General features: G+C 44.4%; 14 protein-coding genes and 1 pseudogene. 4 read left to right on the forward strand and 11 right to left on the reverse strand.

The annotated features are described in order from the left end of the window. Positions 1 to 106: 106 nt before the first annotated feature. Positions 107 to 781, forward strand: coding sequence for a class I SAM-dependent methyltransferase (locus tag MHH93_RS03845; protein WP_500052872.1), 675 nt, complete (start codon positions 107 to 109; stop codon positions 779 to 781). Between the two features lie 69 nt (positions 782 to 850). On the opposite strand, the gene MHH93_RS03850 is transcribed toward MHH93_RS03845, so the two are convergent. From MHH93_RS03850 to MHH93_RS03890, 9 genes and pseudogenes are all read right to left on the reverse strand, one after another. Beyond that, the gene (locus MHH93_RS03850) at positions 851 to 2,254 is read right to left on the reverse strand and encodes an outer membrane protein assembly factor BamB family protein (RefSeq protein ID WP_500052873.1); all 1,404 of its coding nucleotides are present in this window, start codon (positions 2,252 to 2,254) and stop codon (positions 851 to 853) included. 193 nt (positions 2,255 to 2,447) lie between these two features. Next, positions 2,448 to 4,499, reverse strand: a complete 2,052-nt coding sequence (locus MHH93_RS03855) for a serine hydrolase domain-containing protein (RefSeq protein ID WP_500052874.1) — start codon at positions 4,497 to 4,499, stop codon at positions 2,448 to 2,450. Positions 4,500 to 4,610: 111 nt separating this feature from the next. Further along, positions 4,611 to 5,912, reverse strand: a complete 1,302-nt coding sequence (locus tag MHH93_RS03860; protein ID WP_500052875.1) for a GHKL domain-containing protein — start codon at positions 5,910 to 5,912, stop codon at positions 4,611 to 4,613. A gap of 1 nt (position 5,913) precedes the next feature. After that, positions 5,914 to 6,654 carry a LytR/AlgR family response regulator transcription factor gene (locus MHH93_RS03865; protein WP_500052876.1) on the reverse strand — a complete coding sequence of 247 codons (741 nt, stop codon included), beginning with the start codon at positions 6,652 to 6,654 and terminating at the stop codon, positions 5,914 to 5,916. Positions 6,655 to 6,883: 229 nt separating this feature from the next. Then, positions 6,884 to 9,706: a DUF8487 domain-containing protein gene (locus tag MHH93_RS03870; protein WP_500052877.1), complete on the reverse strand. Its 2,823-nt coding sequence runs from the start codon at positions 9,704 to 9,706 to the stop codon at positions 6,884 to 6,886. Positions 9,707 to 9,889: 183 nt separating this feature from the next. After that, positions 9,890 to 10,684, reverse strand: a pseudogene (locus MHH93_RS03875) (SDR family NAD(P)-dependent oxidoreductase). Between the two features lie 129 nt (positions 10,685 to 10,813). After that, positions 10,814 to 11,812: a helix-turn-helix transcriptional regulator gene (locus MHH93_RS03880; RefSeq protein WP_500052878.1), complete on the reverse strand. Its 999-nt coding sequence runs from the start codon at positions 11,810 to 11,812 to the stop codon at positions 10,814 to 10,816. 191 nt (positions 11,813 to 12,003) lie between these two features. Beyond that, the gene (locus MHH93_RS03885) at positions 12,004 to 12,609 is read right to left on the reverse strand and encodes an esterase/lipase family protein (protein ID WP_500052879.1); all 606 of its coding nucleotides are present in this window, start codon (positions 12,607 to 12,609) and stop codon (positions 12,004 to 12,006) included. A 154-nt stretch (positions 12,610 to 12,763) separates the two neighbouring features. Then, a complete protein-coding gene (locus MHH93_RS03890) occupies positions 12,764 to 13,072 on the reverse strand; it encodes a hypothetical protein (RefSeq protein WP_500052880.1) in 309 nt (102 codons plus the stop codon). A 162-nt stretch (positions 13,073 to 13,234) separates the two neighbouring features. Here MHH93_RS03890 and MHH93_RS03895 point away from each other — a divergent pair, with 162 nt between their 5' ends. Both MHH93_RS03895 and MHH93_RS03900 read left to right on the forward strand, forming a co-directional pair. Then, positions 13,235 to 14,470: a GAF domain-containing protein gene (locus tag MHH93_RS03895; protein ID WP_500052881.1), complete on the forward strand. Its 1,236-nt coding sequence runs from the start codon at positions 13,235 to 13,237 to the stop codon at positions 14,468 to 14,470. A 42-nt stretch (positions 14,471 to 14,512) separates the two neighbouring features. Further along, a complete protein-coding gene (locus tag MHH93_RS03900) occupies positions 14,513 to 14,938 on the forward strand; it encodes a hypothetical protein (protein WP_500052882.1) in 426 nt (141 codons plus the stop codon). A gap of 78 nt (positions 14,939 to 15,016) precedes the next feature. On the opposite strand, the gene MHH93_RS03905 is transcribed toward MHH93_RS03900, so the two are convergent. Both MHH93_RS03905 and MHH93_RS03910 read right to left on the reverse strand, forming a co-directional pair. After that, positions 15,017 to 16,249 carry a sialidase family protein gene (locus tag MHH93_RS03905; protein ID WP_500052883.1) on the reverse strand — a complete coding sequence of 411 codons (1,233 nt, stop codon included), beginning with the start codon at positions 16,247 to 16,249 and terminating at the stop codon, positions 15,017 to 15,019. An 18-nt stretch (positions 16,250 to 16,267) separates the two neighbouring features. Then, a complete protein-coding gene (locus MHH93_RS03910) occupies positions 16,268 to 16,636 on the reverse strand; it encodes a hypothetical protein (RefSeq protein WP_124114600.1) in 369 nt (122 codons plus the stop codon). Positions 16,637 to 16,818: 182 nt separating this feature from the next. Here MHH93_RS03910 and MHH93_RS03915 point away from each other — a divergent pair, with 182 nt between their 5' ends. Beyond that, the gene (locus tag MHH93_RS03915) at positions 16,819 to 18,093 is read left to right on the forward strand and encodes a stalk domain-containing protein (RefSeq protein ID WP_500052884.1); all 1,275 of its coding nucleotides are present in this window, start codon (positions 16,819 to 16,821) and stop codon (positions 18,091 to 18,093) included. Positions 18,094 to 18,178: the final 85 nt, after the last annotated feature.

The raw sequence follows: 18,178 nt of genomic DNA on the forward strand, positions 1-18,178 counted from the left end.
ACTTAGAACCCATAGCTCAAGCCTATGAACTTATCCATAATCGATATTTCCCTTGAGGCTTTTCACTTTGTAAACTATGAAGAAAACTTTAAGGAGTGGTAAGCACATGGAATTCTCAGTAAAGCAGTTGTTTGATAAGGTAGCCCAAGATTATGATGTGCAGCGAAAGCAACTTATTCCCTGTTTTGATGATTTTTATGGCATGGCTCTGGATCTAATGGTAAGCCCGCTCGATTCGCCACGTATTCTTGATCTGGGTGCAGGAACGGGGCTTCTCTCCGGATTAGTCCTGCAAAAGTATCCCAATGCACGATTAACCCTGATCGACATCAGTGATCATATGCTCGAAGGGGCACGTCAAAGGTTCGCTGATGCTACACAAGTAGAGTACTTGGTTGGGGATTACTCAAAGTATAACTTCACCAGTTCCTACGATATGATTATTTCCTCCCTGTCTATTCACCATCTGACCCACGCTGACAAGAAAAAGGTGTTTGATACTGTACATAAGCTGTTAGAACCAGGTGGTCGCTTCATCAACGCAGATCAGGTTCAGGGAAGAACCCCCGATACAGACTCCTATTACCGCCAGCGTTGGTTAGAAGCAATTCATCAAAGTGGTTTGTCTGAGGAAGCCATCTCGGCTTCGATCGAGAGACGTAAGGTGGATATCAATGGCAAGCTGGAGGATCAATTCGTATGGTTGGAGGAAGCGGGGTTTCGTGTGGCAGATTGCATGTATAAATACTTGGACTTTGCAGTTTTTTATGCGCAAAAATAAGAAAGACCGGATTATGAGCAAGTTATGCCCGTGATTCGGTCTTCTCCCTTAATTTTCATTCTGAATCAATTATTTCAGCGATGCTGGTAGCTTAACCCCGAGAAGTTTGCCTTCGGCTTGAATGATAATCATTCCGTTTGTCTTCAAGGTTGTGTTGTGCAGGTCTCCCCCGGTGGAGACTCGAAAAGCAGGCTGACCCGTCATCATGTTGAGGGCAAGCAGGGTGCCGTTACGTTGCGCTCGATACATGCCTTTACCATAAACATCAATCTGAGAAACGGGGGCATCACCATGCCACTGCACCTCCTGACCATTAGCCAGCTTAATGCCTGTGAGCTCTCCCGTGTTGGCGTTATTGAAGATCAATCTTTCCTGTGTAATGCCAACCCACACCATATTTTCTCCATGAGGGCGCTGAAAAGTTCGAAGTGGCGTGGGATCCGATTTAGTTGAGGTCAACGAATACTCCGCTATTTTATCCCCTTGCAGAATGTATAGTTTATCTTTATTGGCAAAAATTCCTCCATACCCACTTACATACGGTGGGTCACCCGGGATTTTCCAAGTGTACTCCTGACTTCCTTTTAACACACCTGTCTTCAGGTTATACGCATTAACTTTCCATTTGCGTTCAGGTGAAGACTCGTCACTTTCCAACATTGGAGAATAGTAGTCTGCTGAGTATACAAGACCGTCTTTGATCTGAATAGCTTCCCCTTGTCCAAAATGACCCCATAACTTCTTGCCCGTTTTCTTGTCATATGCATTAAGCTGAGTGGATGTAAGTGCTCCTTGAACAAGAAAGGTTCTCAGCACCACACCATTAGATTCTTCCAGATACTCAGTACCATGACCTTCCCCTAATGGTTCATCTGCCGACCAACGCAATTTGCCTGACTTGATATCCAGTGCAAACGTTGTACTTCCTTTAATCACGTAGAGCGTATCCATTGTTGGCACCAACACTTCTGTACGTTGAACCGTATCAATCCAGGTGGATGTGACAGATTGCCATTGTGCTTTGCCTGTTTTTGCATTCAAGGCATAAGGCTTATGATCACTGGTCAGTCCGTAAAGGACACCGCTTTGATAGGTGATATAAGGTGTCAGATCTTTGCCGTAAGTCCATAACCGTTTACCTGTTGTCGCATCAAGTGCCACCAACTTCGATCCAGCAAACGTGAATACTTTGCCTTCTTCTGCAATGGCACTAGCTCCGATGTACGTCTCGTTCATATTCAAATAGTTATCTACATTTGCTGTCCAAGTAGGTTTCAGTTCAGGTACAGTGATTCGCTGATACGAATACCAGTTGCGGATGGATACATCCGATGCTTCAGCATGTGCCTGAGATGGCAGTACGCCGATGACTCCATGAACCATCAGCATTCCGGCAGTAAGACCAGCAATGATGGGTCTGCCTGCACTTCTTTTGTAATGCTTCATTGTGTGACGTTTATGTCGATTGATCATAGAAAGTGATTCCTCCTGTGATAAATGAGCCTGATATATAACTACATAAAATATAACGAGCAGTGAGACGGAAAAGTTACCCGCTTGTTAAATTATTCTAAAAAAATAAAAAAGCCGCCTTAGGGCGACTTTCTGAATACGACATTATTTATGTGACACGTTGGGAACGTGCCTTTGCAACAAGGTCCCTGCTTTACTTTAATTCAATCTGGAATACATCACCGGCGTCACCACCAAAAACGATAAAACCACTTTTCGGAAGCTTCGTCGATTCCTGATTGGTTGCTATCGAGAAATCAACCATTTCTCCTTTATCATTATATACTGCGTAACCTCCGGTGTTGGGAGAATTCACAGTGATGGATTTGTTCGCCGATCGGGCATCGATGGCATACCACCGGGCTTGACCGTTTGCCGGGATAGTCGTAATTCCTTTTTTTCCACCAAAGATAGGAGTAATCGCATCCTCTGCAACGTATTCCTGCCCATCCTGGATTAAAATCTCGGCGCCATTTTTCGTGTAAAATTGCAGATCGAACGTGTCTCTTCCGTTCATAACAGGAATCTGGGCAACATTCTCTGCGTTGTTCGGATCTATAATCTGTGTGCCATTAGCGTAACCATTTTCCGCATCAACGGACAGGTTCTTGATCAGCATCGTTGGAAGCAGATAGAAGATTGATGTTATTTTTTCATCCAGAGCGTAATATTTGGCGCCGTTACGAGCTGCCCATTTCTCCTTTGTTGTTGCGTCCAGCGCATGATGATCCAGCTTCTGATAATCGTATGTGTTCATTATCGTTTGGCCCACACCGGGTAACGTTATCACACTCTGAACTTTAACATATACCTTGTCATTCGTTTCTTTCACAAAGCTGACCTTCACACTGCCATCCGTACTCGTAAAATGTTCATCGCCTGTGTACACATAGTTCTGCTCCGGGATAATGCCTCCTAGCAAGGCAGGGAGTTTGAATTCACCATCCTTGATTGTTATATCCAGTGTTTCACCTACAGTACCATACAGACCTGAGTACGTATTTAACTCCGTTGGCATCTTCACTTTCACAGGTGGTAAGAATGTCTGATCAGGCTGAACATCATCGATGATGCCCTGATCCTCCAGAACTTCCAGTAGCACTTTACTGGCAAACATCTGATTGTAAACGGAAGATCCGCCGGATGATAAAACCGCCATTGAAATATCATGTTCCGGTATCGTGATTAACACGGCATGATACATCATGGTATCTCCACCTTTGGCAAGTGCGGTAACCCCATAATCGCTGAACGGTGCAAGGTCAACCGCATCCCAACCCAGGCCATAATTGATCGTATTTTGTTCATCCGATACCCAGATGCCTTTACGATATTCATGAGATTGCATGGCCTTCACAGCAGATTCGGACAGAATATCCGGTCTGTTCCCCATCAAAACCTCTCCGAATTCGCTCAATTCCTCTGCTGTGGAGTACACTCCGCCTGTACCGATAATATTCGCATTTTCGGCAGGCATCTTCATTTCAAGTGTAGGCCAATACGTTTCGGATAACTGGTCTCTGTCAAAGGAATCCAGTGGTGTCTTGGTTGATTTCAGATTCAGTGGCTCGCTGATGAACTTGGCGATATATTCGCTGTAGCTTAGCCCACTCACCCGTTCCACCATAAGCTCCAGCAACTGAAAACCATCATTTGCATAGACAGAGAAGGCTCCAGGCTTGGATTTTAGCTTTTCGGATTGAAGCTTGTGCAACAGTTCATCATGATTGCGACTGTCATTATCGTCAAACAACATGCTATTTCCATAATGTGTGCCGTAAAGACCGGATGAATGGTTCATTAACATACGCGGTGTAATTTGAGTATAGCGCGCATCTGCCATCTTAAAGTCCTTAATGTACGAAGTAAGCGGCTCATCCAGATCTATTTTACCGGAATCAACCAGCTTCATGGCAGCTGCCGTAACAACCATTTTGCTAACCGATCCTATACCATACATGCTATCCTTGTCTATCGGCTTCTCTGTTGCCTTGTCGTGCATTCCCACGCTATCTGATAAAATGAGCTTTCCTTCATCCCTGATCGCATATTGTACACTGGTGACACCATAATTTTGTACCATCTCCTTGGCGATTTGCTCCGCCCGTACCTCGACCGTCCCACTGATATTCGCCTCTGCACTGACACCTGCCATTGGAGTGATTACAAGCACTGCTGTACATAAAAGACTGATTAATTTTTTCATCTTTATGGCCTCCCTCAAATATTCTTATGAATGAATTCATCATATCTGAGAAAAGACTTATCTGGCGTGAACGAACCCTGAATGGAAAAAAACAATCCCCGAACGGTAGGTTCAGGGAGTGTCGGTGTGAAACGGAAGCACGACCATGTTATTAAACTTCCGATGCTGATGCTCAATACTCATATGTCCGCCATATTTCTCACATATTCTCGATATATTGGTTAGACCAATTCCATGGTACTCCGGATTGGGCTTCTCACTTTTCAAATCAACTATCGGTTGCTCTACATGATTCATAATCTGGATGAAGAGTGCAGATGGTGTGGAGTGAATGGCAATGAGGACATATCGATCCTCCGCCTGTCTAACCTTCTTGGAGGCCTCTATGGCGTTATCGAGCATATTACCAAGCACCACACACAGATCATATCGATCAATCTGGACATGTTGCGAGTGGAGCTGAATTTTGGTGTCGATTTTGATTCCATTTGCCTGCCCCATAGCCAGGGTATTCGTAACGAGAGCATCAATCACCAGATTGCCAGAATTCACCCGTTGATATGCACCTTCAATGGTATTTAATGTAGACTGGATATGGTCACCTGCCGCCGCTAATTCATTACGTTTGATACATTCATCGATATACAGAAATTGCTGATTGATATCATGAATGATGGATTTAATGTTTTTGAAACTGTGAACGGTCTTCTCATAGTTGGCATCCTGGTAGTCCATTTGACGCTGTAACTGGCTATTTTCATGTATGAGCTGTACCTTTTCCACCATATTATCGAATACATAAACAATAAACACGTTGAGAAAAAGAGAGCCCAGCACAGAAAACACGTAGAATATGTTTTTTTCACTATAGATGGAGGCCACATTGATCTGATAGATCGTAATGATCGGCACAATGAGAAACAACAAATAATAACGATAATGCACAGCAAAACCTCTGCGCTTGGCAACTAGACGCACAATTTGAATAACAATAAACATGATACTGCAACCAACCAGCATCACTTTGGAGAGAATCCAGTGGTTTTCACCATTGAATTGTTCCCATGAGATGAAGTCTCCTGTCGATTCCAAAACGCCAAGAATATAGACGGCTATCGTATTCGCCATTGTAATCAAAACCCCATACAGGATGGTAAAGACAAGCTTGATTTTAAACTCCACTTCATAGGATTGTGCCAGACTGAAGATTAATAACAGGGCAATCGCTGTCGAAACGATGTCGGAGAAGGAAGTTGACAGATAAAAATAATCCAGCACAATATATACCATGAAATAGATCGCTCTTTTTGGCTTCCGCTTGGACTTGCCCAACACAGAATCAAAATAAAAATTCGCCTGAAACGCCATGAGCAAGGTCACGAAGATGATGGAAAAAATCATATAGGTATCCATATCATTGAATCCTCATAATCATAAATTTAGTGTAAGCATCCTTAACTTCCTTGACCTTGGATCGGCCTATGGGCAGCTCCGTCCCATTTAGCATAACGACTTGAGTACCGGAAAACTTCTGCACATGCATCAGATTAATGATAATCGAGCGATGAATCTGCAAAAAACCATGATCTTTCAAACCGGTAGCGTAACTGGATAAAATGCCTTTGGTCTCAAGTACATGTTCCTGTGTCACAAAATTCAACTTGTTCTTAATCGTTACACTTTTGACAACCTCAATCCAGAGAATATCATCATATTTCAGCAACAGCTCATCATAATCTGACTTGATTAATACATACTTTTTGTCCAATGCCTGAAAATACTGACACAGCTTGATCATCTTTTCCTCGAAAACGTGCGGCTGGATCGGCTTGATCAGATATTGAAAGGTGATGACATCGAAGCTCTCCACCATGTATTCCGGATAACTGGTTAGGAACATAATCTGTACATCCAGAAACTTCATGTTCCTGATCTCTTTGGCGGTCTGAATCCCGTTCATCCCGCCCATCTCCACATCCATGATAAGAATATGAAATGTATCCCCAACCTCTCTGTAGTGTGAGAGCAGTTGTTCGCCAGAGGTGAATAAGCTAATTTGAAAATCAAAATTGGTTTTTAGTGACAAGGAGACCAGCATTGTTTTCACACGTTCTCGTTGCTGCTCCTCATCATCACAGATTGCAATATTAAACATGGAGGGACATCCGCCTTTCATCAACATCGACTCTGAATTTCACTCTCGAATATACTATTTTACCATAGGTTTCGGAGTCGAATTGGGATGAAATGCAATATTCTAACCCTAAACTGTAAGAGAATAGAGAATGTCAAAGACCCCTCCACGAATGGAAGAGTCTTATAAGCGCATATTCAAAAAATAAATATTTAAGAATAAGGAACCTGCTGCAGCTTCTTCACCAGTCTTAAATAAACAACTGGCGTAATTCGTCGACTTCCAGACGGGTAGCTGGCTGATAAGCCGGACTTTGTACATAACGTTGGAAGCTGTATAACAACTGTCTTCCCTCTAGCGTTGTCATTAGGCTCTCCAGATTCAGGGCTCCCATCAGCACTCTCCCATTACGTACCCGACACTCCATCAACAATCCAAGTTTATGGTTCCGTTCAAAATTATCAATGGTCTGTACGATTGGTTGCAGATCTTGACTCAGCTCATCCAAAATGATCGATGACGACTCTGAAACGATGCTCCACCAGGGATAAGTGGAATGTTCTTCTGTGACAAAATGTTCAAAGGCCGGGTGGTCCTGTTGAATCAACAAGCCCATTGTGCCTACAGGTATTTCTCTTTTCATATTCTCCGATATTGATCGGAACATAGGGTAAGACCAGAAATCGGTACTATAGAAACCTTGGATCGCGTGTTCAAGCTGATTGGGATTCGGGAAAAGTAAAATATCCTCGCCTTGTTCAAGTAGCGCCAACGCTTGGTCCGATAGCTCGGTAAAGAGATTCAAACCGCTCATGTCCACTTCCTGTTGACTCGGGTAAATCCACAGGTCGTAAGACTTACGGATATCCGTGCCCGGAATAGACAGTCTAAGCTCCACTTTGGTCATATTAGAGACTTCAGGAATGCGAATGCTGAGATCCGTGATACTCACATAATGTTCTCCATTGAACGCGGGTAGGTCAGCTTTCCCTTCTACAAGTATGCCGTTTTGTTGCTGCTCGCTTAGTAGCTCCCACTTCAGTTGAAGTCCATCCAACACTTGTCTCCGGAAGTAACTTAGTTCAATACGTGCTTCGAATAATTCACCAGCTTGATAATTATATTTGGGGAATCTCGCGAGCAGCACCGCATCCGAACAGAACGTTCTCCACTCTTCAGGTGTAATCATGCCTTTGGAATCCATGAATGCGTCCAGTACACCTACCAGCGCTGTTCCCTGACCACTGAAATCTTGGAGATCCAGCAGTTGGAAACCCGCTAGTTGCTGCGAACGAAAAGCCGCTTCCAATTCTTCTTTGTAACAGGCGACTGCAAGCTTACCAGAGGCCCTGAAGTAGGCTTCTGCCAGATGTCCCAATCCTTTAACTTCCAGACGCTCTCTGAACACTTCGAAGTTTTTGGCTTTGAGAGAGCCTGTATACTTACTGATCTCCTCAAAATTGGGAAACGTAGCGTACTGTCCAATTTCATGCGAGATGATTGGTACATGTGAGACGAGTTGATCACTTCCTGCTTCGGCCTGCACCGTTTTCGAACCTGTCCCATACTGAATCTGAATCTCTTTGTTCCCCGTTTGACTAGAAGGGCCAGCATCACTGCCTTGGTCCGGTACAATGTTCGAATCGTAATCTTTCAGCGTATTTGGCAAGTCGGTCTGTACGTGACCAAGCGGTGCATCACACATGGCATAAGATCCCCTGAACAACCGTTCTTTGGAGAAACGCACCCCGCAGAAGAATTCACTTTCCTCCAGAATGTCCGGCACGAACTGAAAGTTATTCGAACCTTCGGTATATAGATGCCGAGGATCACAGGCTTTGTATGCCTTCAGAATTGAATTCAATCTGTCCTTGCTGCCCCACAACTCATTCCCCATGGACATCATGACAAACGAAGGATGATTACCAAAAGCTTGTAGCATTGCGAAACCCTCGCTAATCAAGTAATCCTGTTCGGCTTGATTGTGTGAATCCGAGGATTCGTCCGTAATGGTTCCCCAGAACGGAAGCTCAGGCTCCATGTAGATGCCGAGCAGATCCGCCGCAATGAAAGCAGCCTCTGGAGGACAACAGGTATGGAAACGGTAGTGATTGATACCGTAGGACTTGGAAATGCCAAGAATGCGAACCCATTCATCCACGTCTGTTGGCGCATATCCCGTGAGCGGAAAGATCAGCCCGTCATGTTTGCCGCGAAGAAATGTTTGGCTACCATTGATCATGAATTTGTCCCCAGCCGCCCGGAATTCCCGTAGCCCTGTCCATATTTCGGTGGAGTCCAGTACTTCCCCGTTCTGGTCTTGCAGATGAATGTGAAGTTGGTACAGATTAGGCTCATCATCACTCCATAACATGGCATCTTCGCCAATCTGGTACGTCAGCTGGATCTCCGGCGAATCCGGAATGAAGATCTGTTCCTCCGTCGTAAACACCGGATCTGCACTGACAGCAACAGCGGATACGACGATTCGGACTCCTTGCAGATCACCCACAAGCGCTGCCTTAATATCGAAAGATCGAGCCGACAGAATCGGGTAAACTTGAACATTATCCAGATAAACACGCTCAAAAAACTGAAGTTCCATCTTCCCGGTGATCCCATTCCAATTCGTCTGTGTGTCTTCGGATGTAAGGTGCCCACCTTTGGTTGGATAATCGGTATTGTCTACTCGAATGGTAATGGTGTGAGTCCCGGCGGTTAGCCCTTCCTCCATCTCGTAACGGTGAGGTGTGTTCAGACTGTTTTGCGTGCCCCATTCCACCCCATCAATCCAAAGCGTTGTAACTCGTGTTCGCTCCAGATGCAAGAAGCAACGTTTGCCAGCCAAATGTTCAGGAATTTCAATCTCTCGTGAAAACCAGGCATAACCTTCAAATAGATACTCGTCCGTCAGTGCGCCGATTAACACCTGTTCGTTTTTCTTGCCTTTGGACGCATGAGATGTGGTATTGGGCAATGTAATGACGTCTGAGAAATGCAGACCCCGTTCTACCTTATGTTCATCGAGTTGAAAATTCCAGATACCTTCCAGATTAAGTGCAGCTATCATCATGTTGGCCCCTTTTAAGTTCATCTAATGGATATAAGTAATCGCTTCCAAGTCATAGAAACCGTTTTCGGCAAATCATACCTGTATTATAAACTTGATTTACGCTTCTCGCATAGGTTTATGAATAAAAAAAGTCGCCTATTTTGGCGACTTCTTGAGAATACTTATGCTGTATCCTGAGCATTTTTAAAATATGGTAGGCACCATACCTCCGTCCATACGGATCGGGGATCCTCTAAAAGCTGATGCATACGGACTACATATAAAAGCTGCCAGTCTGCCTATTTCACTCGGCTTGATGAATCGCTGGAATTCAGACTGAGGCAGATTGCTTTTCATAAAGTCTTTCTCTTTTTCCTCAAAAGTCAACGTCTAATCAGGGTAGATATCGTCAATGATCCCACGCACATTCTCAGACAGGGTTGGCCCTGGCATGATTGTATTGATCGTAACGTCAGTGCCTGCTGTCAGTTTGGACAGACTTTTGGATAATGACAGCAGCATGGACTTGGTCATGCAATACTGGGGCATCTGGCCTGAGGGCATAAGGGCCTCTTCACTTGCAATGAAAATAATACGACCGTCATTGTTCTTCATCATTCTAGGTAAATAAAATTGAGACAAACCATTGGCAGCAAGAACATTGGTACGGAAGTATTTCTCCCACACTTCATCGTTCACGTCTTCATAACGCATGATCTCATATATGCCCATGTTATTGATTAATATATCAACTTCAGGAAATTTCTCAAATAAAGCTTGGCGTTGCGTCTGATCAACAAGATCAGCCGTTGCCTTTTGCGGAGTGGTGTCTGGAAAAGTGGACTTGATTTCACCAACTGTTCGTTCCACCTCTTCATCATTGCGTCCATTAATCAGCACATGAACACCTTCTCGGGCGAGTTCCATGGCAATCGCTTTACCGATTCCTTTTGTTGATCCTGTAACTAAGGCTGTTTTCTCTTTTACTCCCATATCCATCCTGCATTCTCCTTCTTGATTACAACTATCCGTCAGCGGCTTATTGAAAATTGCCAACAGCTTCATGCACCGGATAGGTATAATATTACGAGGTCTGAAGGGTTCAGTAACTAGCACCTTGCGCCAGAGTTATTGCCTGACACGCCAATTCGAAGGTGTATCTCCTTCCCAGGTCCGGAACGCACGATAGAACGAATTCTGGTCTTCATATCCAACCAGGAATGCTACTTCTTTGATATCGAGCGAAGGATCTGCCAGGTACTCCCGGGCCTGCTCACGTCTGGCTTCGGTTAATAACTGCTTGAAATTTGTGTTCTCTTCCGTCAGTCGCCGCTGTAGGGTACGGTCACTCATATGAAGCTCTTTGGCGACCGTCTGGATGTCAAGGCGCTTTCCTGAGAGGTTGCGTTTCATAATCCATTTAACCACTTCAATAACGGACCGACTGCTCTTCTGTTCATCCAGCGACCGATCCAGAGCCGGGCTCAGGATCTCCAGTAACTCCTCGTTATACGAGAGAAATGGAAGACTTAGATCTTTTCGATCTAGCGTCAGCCGATTATAGCCGGAATTTGTATCGACTCGGCAGCCGAAGTAAGCTTCAAGGCTGTCTGCGTCACCCATTGGTTGCGAGAATTCAACTCTTTTTGCAGTTAATAGCTGTCCCGTGCCCCTTCGTCCAAGTTCAAGCAGAAATGCCAGCGTAATACCGACCAGTAATGGCGGACCCGGTAGCTCCTTATGTAACCATTCGAGTTCAATGATACACTCCTCCCCTGCTTCGGTAATCTGCAAACTCTCGGGAGGACACATCTGCTTGTAACGGACCATTCGATTCAACGCATAACGATAATCACGAGCATGGTACATCGCCAGCACAGGCGGAGGATACTTCGATATCTCATATCCGGTTGCAAGTTTGATGATGCCTTCGGCAGTTTCTCCAATGAGATCTGAATAAGCCTGCCAGATTGCATAGTACTGAGATTGAGTCACTACAGGTTTATTTATTGTCTCAAGAGATAGTTGTGCTGTGCGAGCGATGTCTTCTGCACCAATCCCCAATTGATGTAATCCGGCCCAAAAGCCTGGGTGAACTTTAATTCGATCATTTGCTTGAAGTTGCATGAATCCAGACTCCTTTAGCTTGTTCCATTTTCATTCTGTTTTCTAATTATAGAACGGATGTAGCTATTTTTGAATCTTACCTCAGCGAGCCATTTTCGGTAATACAAAAAACACGACTACCCATGAAAGGTCAGTCGTGTTCAAGTCAGTCATTCCGTATATTATAAAAGAATCACTTTGTATATGTTCAACTACTCATTCAATGCAGTTTTAATTAAGGCGTTCACCCGTGAATTAAACAGCAGACCGATATGGGATACAAGGGAAACAGAGATGTTGTTCGCCCCGTTCAATCGGGAAAGTGCCGGGGACACAATCGTGTCACTGGTGGAATAGATCGAAGTCACCTTCACTCCACTCGGTGCTGTAGATGTGGTTAAACGATTGGCTCCGCCAAGGGTGATCAACTTATCCACCTTGGAAGCGCCTCCACGGTTAAGTATGTAATAGAGACTATTGGCTCCGCCCATGCTGTGCGCTATGATGTTAACTTTCGTGTGACCCGTTTGTTGCAGTACATCATCTACAAAACGGCTAATGGCTGCGGAGTTCAATAGTTGGTTTCCTTGTTTGCTAGGAAGATCAATTGCAAATAGTTCATCTCTCGTCCACCCTTGACTGCGCAAATAACTCTCAATCGCTGTAAAATTGCTATCTGAACCAGTCAGTCCATGGACCAATACAATGGGTGTACGTGCCGTAGCTGCGGAAGCCTGTGAACTGGAGCCTATCCCAGGTACCGATAAAGCAAGGATCATACTCATGAATACAACAAGTAATAATTTAGTCTTTTTCACTTGATTCAACCTCCTGTATAATGATTTATATTCCATATATTACAAGCTAACATATGGAATATAAATGAATCTTTAGTCTCATTTTTACAGGATTATCCAAGTGGAACTATGACTAACATGATTACATGTATCATAATCTAGTTCTCAACCTCTTTTATCCTTCAACAATATCTGCACGTAGATCTGTTGCAATCTCCATCATTTTGGGGACAATAGCTTCGTTAGATATAGCTACATAGATATCCCCCATGTACAAACGAAAAGCAATCTGTGTTCCCTCAAGTTCCCACATAAAAAAGTCCCCATCGATGGACATCGTGCTTTCTGCTCCAACAATGTGAAGAACCGGTGAATAGGTAAAATCGGGCTTGGACTCGAAGTAGAGTTTGCACTCTTCCAGGGAGATGGATTGTTCCGCATTGCTATCTTGCATGGACCGGGTAATACGAAAACGCTGATTCATTCAGATGCCTCCACCACTTTATATATTTTTCATGTTCTACAGCATTATATTTTCTCATTTCCGTCTTCCACTGTCAAAACCATACATGCTCTAATCTTCGAATTCATATATACTGAATACAGTGCACAACGAATTTCTACAATCAGGAGGAGTCATATCAATATGTTGAAAACAGAATTCATTGATGTACTATCCATCGTCTCACATAAATTATACGATGCAGCTGCTAATGTCATGAACACGGCAAGCAGGTTAATTCCTGCAAATACGTTTTGTATCGCCCAGTTGGATCATCTCTCCACCAAAGTTCTGAACGTATATAATCGCGACAAACTAATTCTGGGTGAGGGATTAGTCGTTGAAAACGCCGAGTCATACTGTGCACTTGTGACTGAACATACCCAAGGCCCATTGGTGATCAATAATAATCTGACTCATCCATTAACCAGACATATGGACGCTACGGAATTTGTAGGCGGTTGTTCATTTGTCGGTGTGCCCATACATAATGAGAACGGAGAAATTTACGGCTCCCTCTGCTCATTTGATCAGAATTTCTATAAATATCAACAAAAGGACGTGGATCTGCTTCTCTCCTTGTCTTCATTCTTCACAAGTCTTCTTGAGATGGAAACGACGTTGCAACAGTTAAAACATGCGGAAGAAACCGCTGCAAAAGTGCTGGAAGAGAAGAAAAATCTCTTAGCCGTCCTTAGCCACGAAATCCGTACCCCGATGAATGGTGTTCTTGCCATGGCAAATCTATTGCAATCTACCCAACTTGATGAAGATCAAGTACTGTATGTTAATGTCATTGAGTCAAGTGGCACGAGCCTGCTATCTATGATGGATCAAATTCTGGACTACTCCAAAGCAGAAGCCTGTGCGATCTCCTTGGAGATCAATCCCTATAGTGTGACTGACACCGTTGATCACGTACTTCAGTTATTTTCTTCAGAAGCAGAGAAAAAAGGAATCCGATTATACGCAGAATACAATATCAATGATCATCGGATGCTTGTCGGCGATCAGCACAAAGTCCGTCAGATCCTCATTAATCTCGTGGGCAATGCGCTTAAATTTACAGAAAAAGGTGAAGTATGCATCTCCACTCAGATATCTGCTGATCCAGAAGGCACACTCCATGTATCCTATGAGATTAGAGATACTGGCATCGGCATCCAGCCAGATCGCCAAGATCTGTTGTTCAAGTCTTATTCGCAAATTCACGGTAACCCAAAAAAATATGGCGGAGCGGGGCTAGGTCTGTCCATATGTAAACAACTCGCTGAATTAATGGGTGGGGTTGTATGGCTCAAAGAGACAAGTTACTTGGGCAGTCGGTTTGCCTTTAGTATTTCAAGCGCTGCACCAACGTCCATGCAAATCTCTGAATGAGGAATATATTATTCTATCTGGAACAGATGGGAGGTATATTCGATGACGAAATTTCTTGATGCAAGATCATCACAAAATGCTGCTTTGTTCAATTCCATCTCCATACCCATTCCGGTGATCAACACGCCTCAAATATTCGGCCAGATTGGTCTGCTGACAGCTGGAGCCGGACCCAATCCAAGGGTTTCGTTAAAAGGAACTATTACTGTGCAATTACCGCTAGCCTTGTTTCAAGTAAGAATCACTATTGTTAGAGGGACAGTGGCTACCGATCCGATTGTGTACTCTGCAAACTTCACATACGGTCTGAGTGGTCTCCTTGTTCCCCAAGTCATCGTTTTCTCTGCCAATGACTATAATCCACCGATCCAGCCACAACTGACGTACACTGCATTTATCAGTACTAACTTGTTAGGAACAGTTCGTGTAGGCCCTGAGAGTTTCGACGGATTTATCGTTTCGGATTAGAATGACTACGTCCACCCCCATACTTTTAACCTGTTTTTACACAGGGCTAAGGTATGGGGGTGTTTCATTTAAAATAAATTAGTTTCCAAAGTAAACATCCAGCTTACCCGTGGGTGGTGTTGTGGCCATCCACGCGGCTGCTAAATTATCTGGAGCATACGTTGCAGCAGTGATGTAGTCCCCAATTAGTACCGTTGGCATCGGAGAGTTACCATTGGGATTGAAAGATGTGGTTGTGATTCGACGATTGGTGAAGCTCGCCCCGCCATCGAACGATTCTGCCACAAAAACATCCAGAAGGAACCCGTCAATTCGGTTGCTGTAATAAATGACCCTGATCGTCCCGGCAAACGGAGATACGGTTATGGAAGGAAAGAAGTTCTGCGTGCCTGGAGGAGCGCCTGTAATACTGATCGGGTCTGACCACAGGAGACCATCCGGAGATTCGCAGAGTAATACATCAGTATAGCCAGCTCGTGCATCATTCCATACGGCATATACGGTTCCACTGTTAGGTCCAACGGAAATATCTGCTCCCAGACTTAGATTGGTCTGTACCCGAAAAGCGTAATTCGGTACAGGTAACGGCGAAGGAGCTGGCACAACGGATGAGATGAATGTCGCCTGTCTATCCAGAGGAGGTTGATAGGTAATGCCCCCATCGTAGGAAATACGCAATAGTGCAGAAGGGCTGGCAGGCCCTGTTATGATGTAGCCTGCATAGACCTCACCCGAGAATCCAACAGCCAGCGCTGCCCGGTCATGAATTCCTCTCGGATTCGACTGTCGGTCAGGTGGCTCCCAGGTTAACCCCTGTGAGACCGACCGTTGTGTAAATATAGCGGAAGAAGTCGTGGCAAGTGGGGTATATCCGACATAAGCATTGCCTCGATAGGGGCTACCAGGAGAACGGTCTACCGCTATGTAAGGCTCATCATTATGAACAATGGTACCGAAACCTGCCTGCACGATAACGGGTGGCTGCCACGTTAGTCCATCGTCAAATGAGGTGTAACTTGCAATCGTCCCATCATTAATCCCGTTAAACAAGTGAACGGTAACGATAAAGGTATTGGGAAACGTATAGTCTATTGTTGGTGCTTCTGCTCCTGCATATCCTGCTGGTTGAGGAAGTATCGTTGTAGACCAGGTACTCCCTCCATCAATGGAACGATAGAATCCAGTCAATGTTGCTCCGGTACTGGTATCCACAGCTACCACGCACATAATATTCGGGTTCAACGTATTAACTGCAATGGAAGGTTCGAATTGGCTGCCTGCTAATGCTCCAGTAATATTCACAACTGCCATCTGCTCACCTCTCTTGCTTTAAGGGATATTTGTGAATCGGTCAATTAATGTCATCTCCGATTGAAGCACACGCTGGATAATCTGGCCTGTAGAATCAACACCATATACATGAATGATAGTGCTTGTAGCGCTAAAATAATCACTTTGCACCTCGAAAAAAGCTGCATTGATTAGTGGATAGATTAATGTTCTTGTCGCTTGGGGCAGTAATTCAAACAGATCATGACCAATCGCAATACGTGCAGTTTGAGTAGTATCCCACCTGAAAACCTCAAGCTCAATATTAACAGGAGCATTAAGAGAATCGTTAATGCAAGTCACGATGAGCTGCGTGGACTGAGTTGCACCGGTGGTCGGATTGTATATAAAACCCGTAGAGTTTGGCAAAAAGCACACTCCTTCCGCAATATATAGTAAAGTATATTACGATTCTTGCCACCAATATGACTAAACTTCGACTCTTATATTGGAACGATATGAAAATTTTGTTATGCTACATATGCTAGATTACTAGATTTTGTTATCAAATATGATTCTATTATTATGTACAAAGTAGGAGGAAACAAACGATGTTTATTAAACGTGCAGGAAAAATTGCTGCGGTTACTGTGATTGCTCTCTCTATCATCGGGGGTACCCCAAATATTGGTGGAGCCTATGCTGCTCCGGCCATTACCGTTCAATTGGATGATGTTCCATTACAGTTTGATGCAGCTCCCCGAGTTGATAAGGGTGTCACTTATGTTCCATTTCGGACGGTCGGGGAAGCCCTTGGTATCGATATTACCTGGAATAGCAAATCACAAACTGTAAAAGCGACGCAAATTGTGAAAGGACAAGCAACAGAAGTACTGCTTCAAGTAGGTAGTACTACAGCGACCGTAAACGGGAAGAAAGTTACTCTCCCAGCAGCACCTGTTCAGCGGGAGGGGAGCGTACTCATTCCACTCAGTTCTTTTAGCAATCAGTTCGGTGTAAGTGCAAGCTGGAATCAGGCAACCAAGACGGTCTCCCTCGTCTCCCCACAACGTGAGATGCACCTGAGAGCCTTCTATGCATTGCAATCCTTTCAAGAAAAAGATCTCATCACTTCCATGAATTCCGTAGCCTTTGGCTGGAGCCGCATTGATCGTGAAGGTCAGTTTACACTTCAGGGGGATGAGTACCGTCTTCCTGCTGCTTCGGGTGATATTACACCGCAGTCCATCGTTGCTGACGCGGCAGATCAGCAGATCCAACCGCAGCTCATGGTATATGCCTTGGATGGAAACGGCGAACTGACCAAAGTATTGAGTAACGCTGATTTGCGGCAAAAATCAATTGAAGGCATAAGTGCTGCTGTCACAGAGCATGGTTTTGGTGGAGTTGTTCTGGATTTTGAAGGACTCGGTTTTAAACTGGATGCGGTTGAACAACAAAAGTTGCTCAATGTATATGTGAAGCAATTAAAGAGTTCCTTGCCCCAGGATACAGCCTTATCACTAGCGGTACCACCTCTAAATAGTGCTTATAAAGGTTATGATTACAAGACACTTGCCTCTATTGCAGATGATCTTATTATTATGGCCTATCAGTATAATCCGGTTGGCACCAAATCTCAGGTACCAGAGCCAAATAGTCTTGTAAATCAGGCGATTCTATTAGCTATAGAGGCCGGTGCCCCGAAGAGTAAACTTCTGCTCGGGATCAGTCTAAGCAGTGAAACGCCCTCCTCTGTTGATGATAAGCTCGGTCTTGCCAAACGTTATGACCTCAAAGGAGCTGCGTTCTGGCGTCTGGGTCTGTTCCGTTCCTACAATACAAATATGGAAGATGCCGTGAACACTTCAGTAATCAAAGAATAGACATCTTAGAGCGGATACAGCTCACTTAATACTAAAAGAAGGACCTCATCTCTGTTACGTAAAGACGTGGTCCTTCTATTTCCAT

The organism is Priestia sp. FSL H7-0729 (genome assembly GCF_038005685.1).
Lineage (GTDB): Bacteria > Bacillota > Bacilli > Paenibacillales > Paenibacillaceae > Paenibacillus.

Bases quoted from the DNA above. Each gene is read 5' to 3' on its own strand.
- MHH93_RS03845 (WP_500052872.1), top strand. From the start codon at position 107: ATGGAATTCTCAGTAAAGCAGTTGTTTGATAAGGTAGCCCAAGATTAT.
- MHH93_RS03850 (WP_500052873.1), bottom strand. From the start codon at position 2,254: ATGATCAATCGACATAAACGTCACACAATGAAGCATTACAAAAGAAGT.
- MHH93_RS03855 (WP_500052874.1), bottom strand. From the start codon at position 4,499: ATGAAAAAATTAATCAGTCTTTTATGTACAGCAGTGCTTGTAATCACT.
- MHH93_RS03860 (WP_500052875.1), bottom strand. From the start codon at position 5,912: ATGGATACCTATATGATTTTTTCCATCATCTTCGTGACCTTGCTCATG.
- MHH93_RS03865 (WP_500052876.1), bottom strand. From the start codon at position 6,654: ATGTTTAATATTGCAATCTGTGATGATGAGGAGCAGCAACGAGAACGT.
- MHH93_RS03870 (WP_500052877.1), bottom strand. From the start codon at position 9,706: ATGATGATAGCTGCACTTAATCTGGAAGGTATCTGGAATTTTCAACTC.
- MHH93_RS03880 (WP_500052878.1), bottom strand. From the start codon at position 11,812: ATGCAACTTCAAGCAAATGATCGAATTAAAGTTCACCCAGGCTTTTGG.
- MHH93_RS03890 (WP_500052880.1), bottom strand. From the start codon at position 13,072: ATGAATCAGCGTTTTCGTATTACCCGGTCCATGCAAGATAGCAATGCG.
- MHH93_RS03895 (WP_500052881.1), top strand. From the start codon at position 13,235: ATGTTGAAAACAGAATTCATTGATGTACTATCCATCGTCTCACATAAA.
- MHH93_RS03900 (WP_500052882.1), top strand. From the start codon at position 14,513: ATGACGAAATTTCTTGATGCAAGATCATCACAAAATGCTGCTTTGTTC.
- MHH93_RS03905 (WP_500052883.1), bottom strand. From the start codon at position 16,249: ATGGCAGTTGTGAATATTACTGGAGCATTAGCAGGCAGCCAATTCGAA.
- MHH93_RS03915 (WP_500052884.1), top strand. From the start codon at position 16,819: ATGTTTATTAAACGTGCAGGAAAAATTGCTGCGGTTACTGTGATTGCT.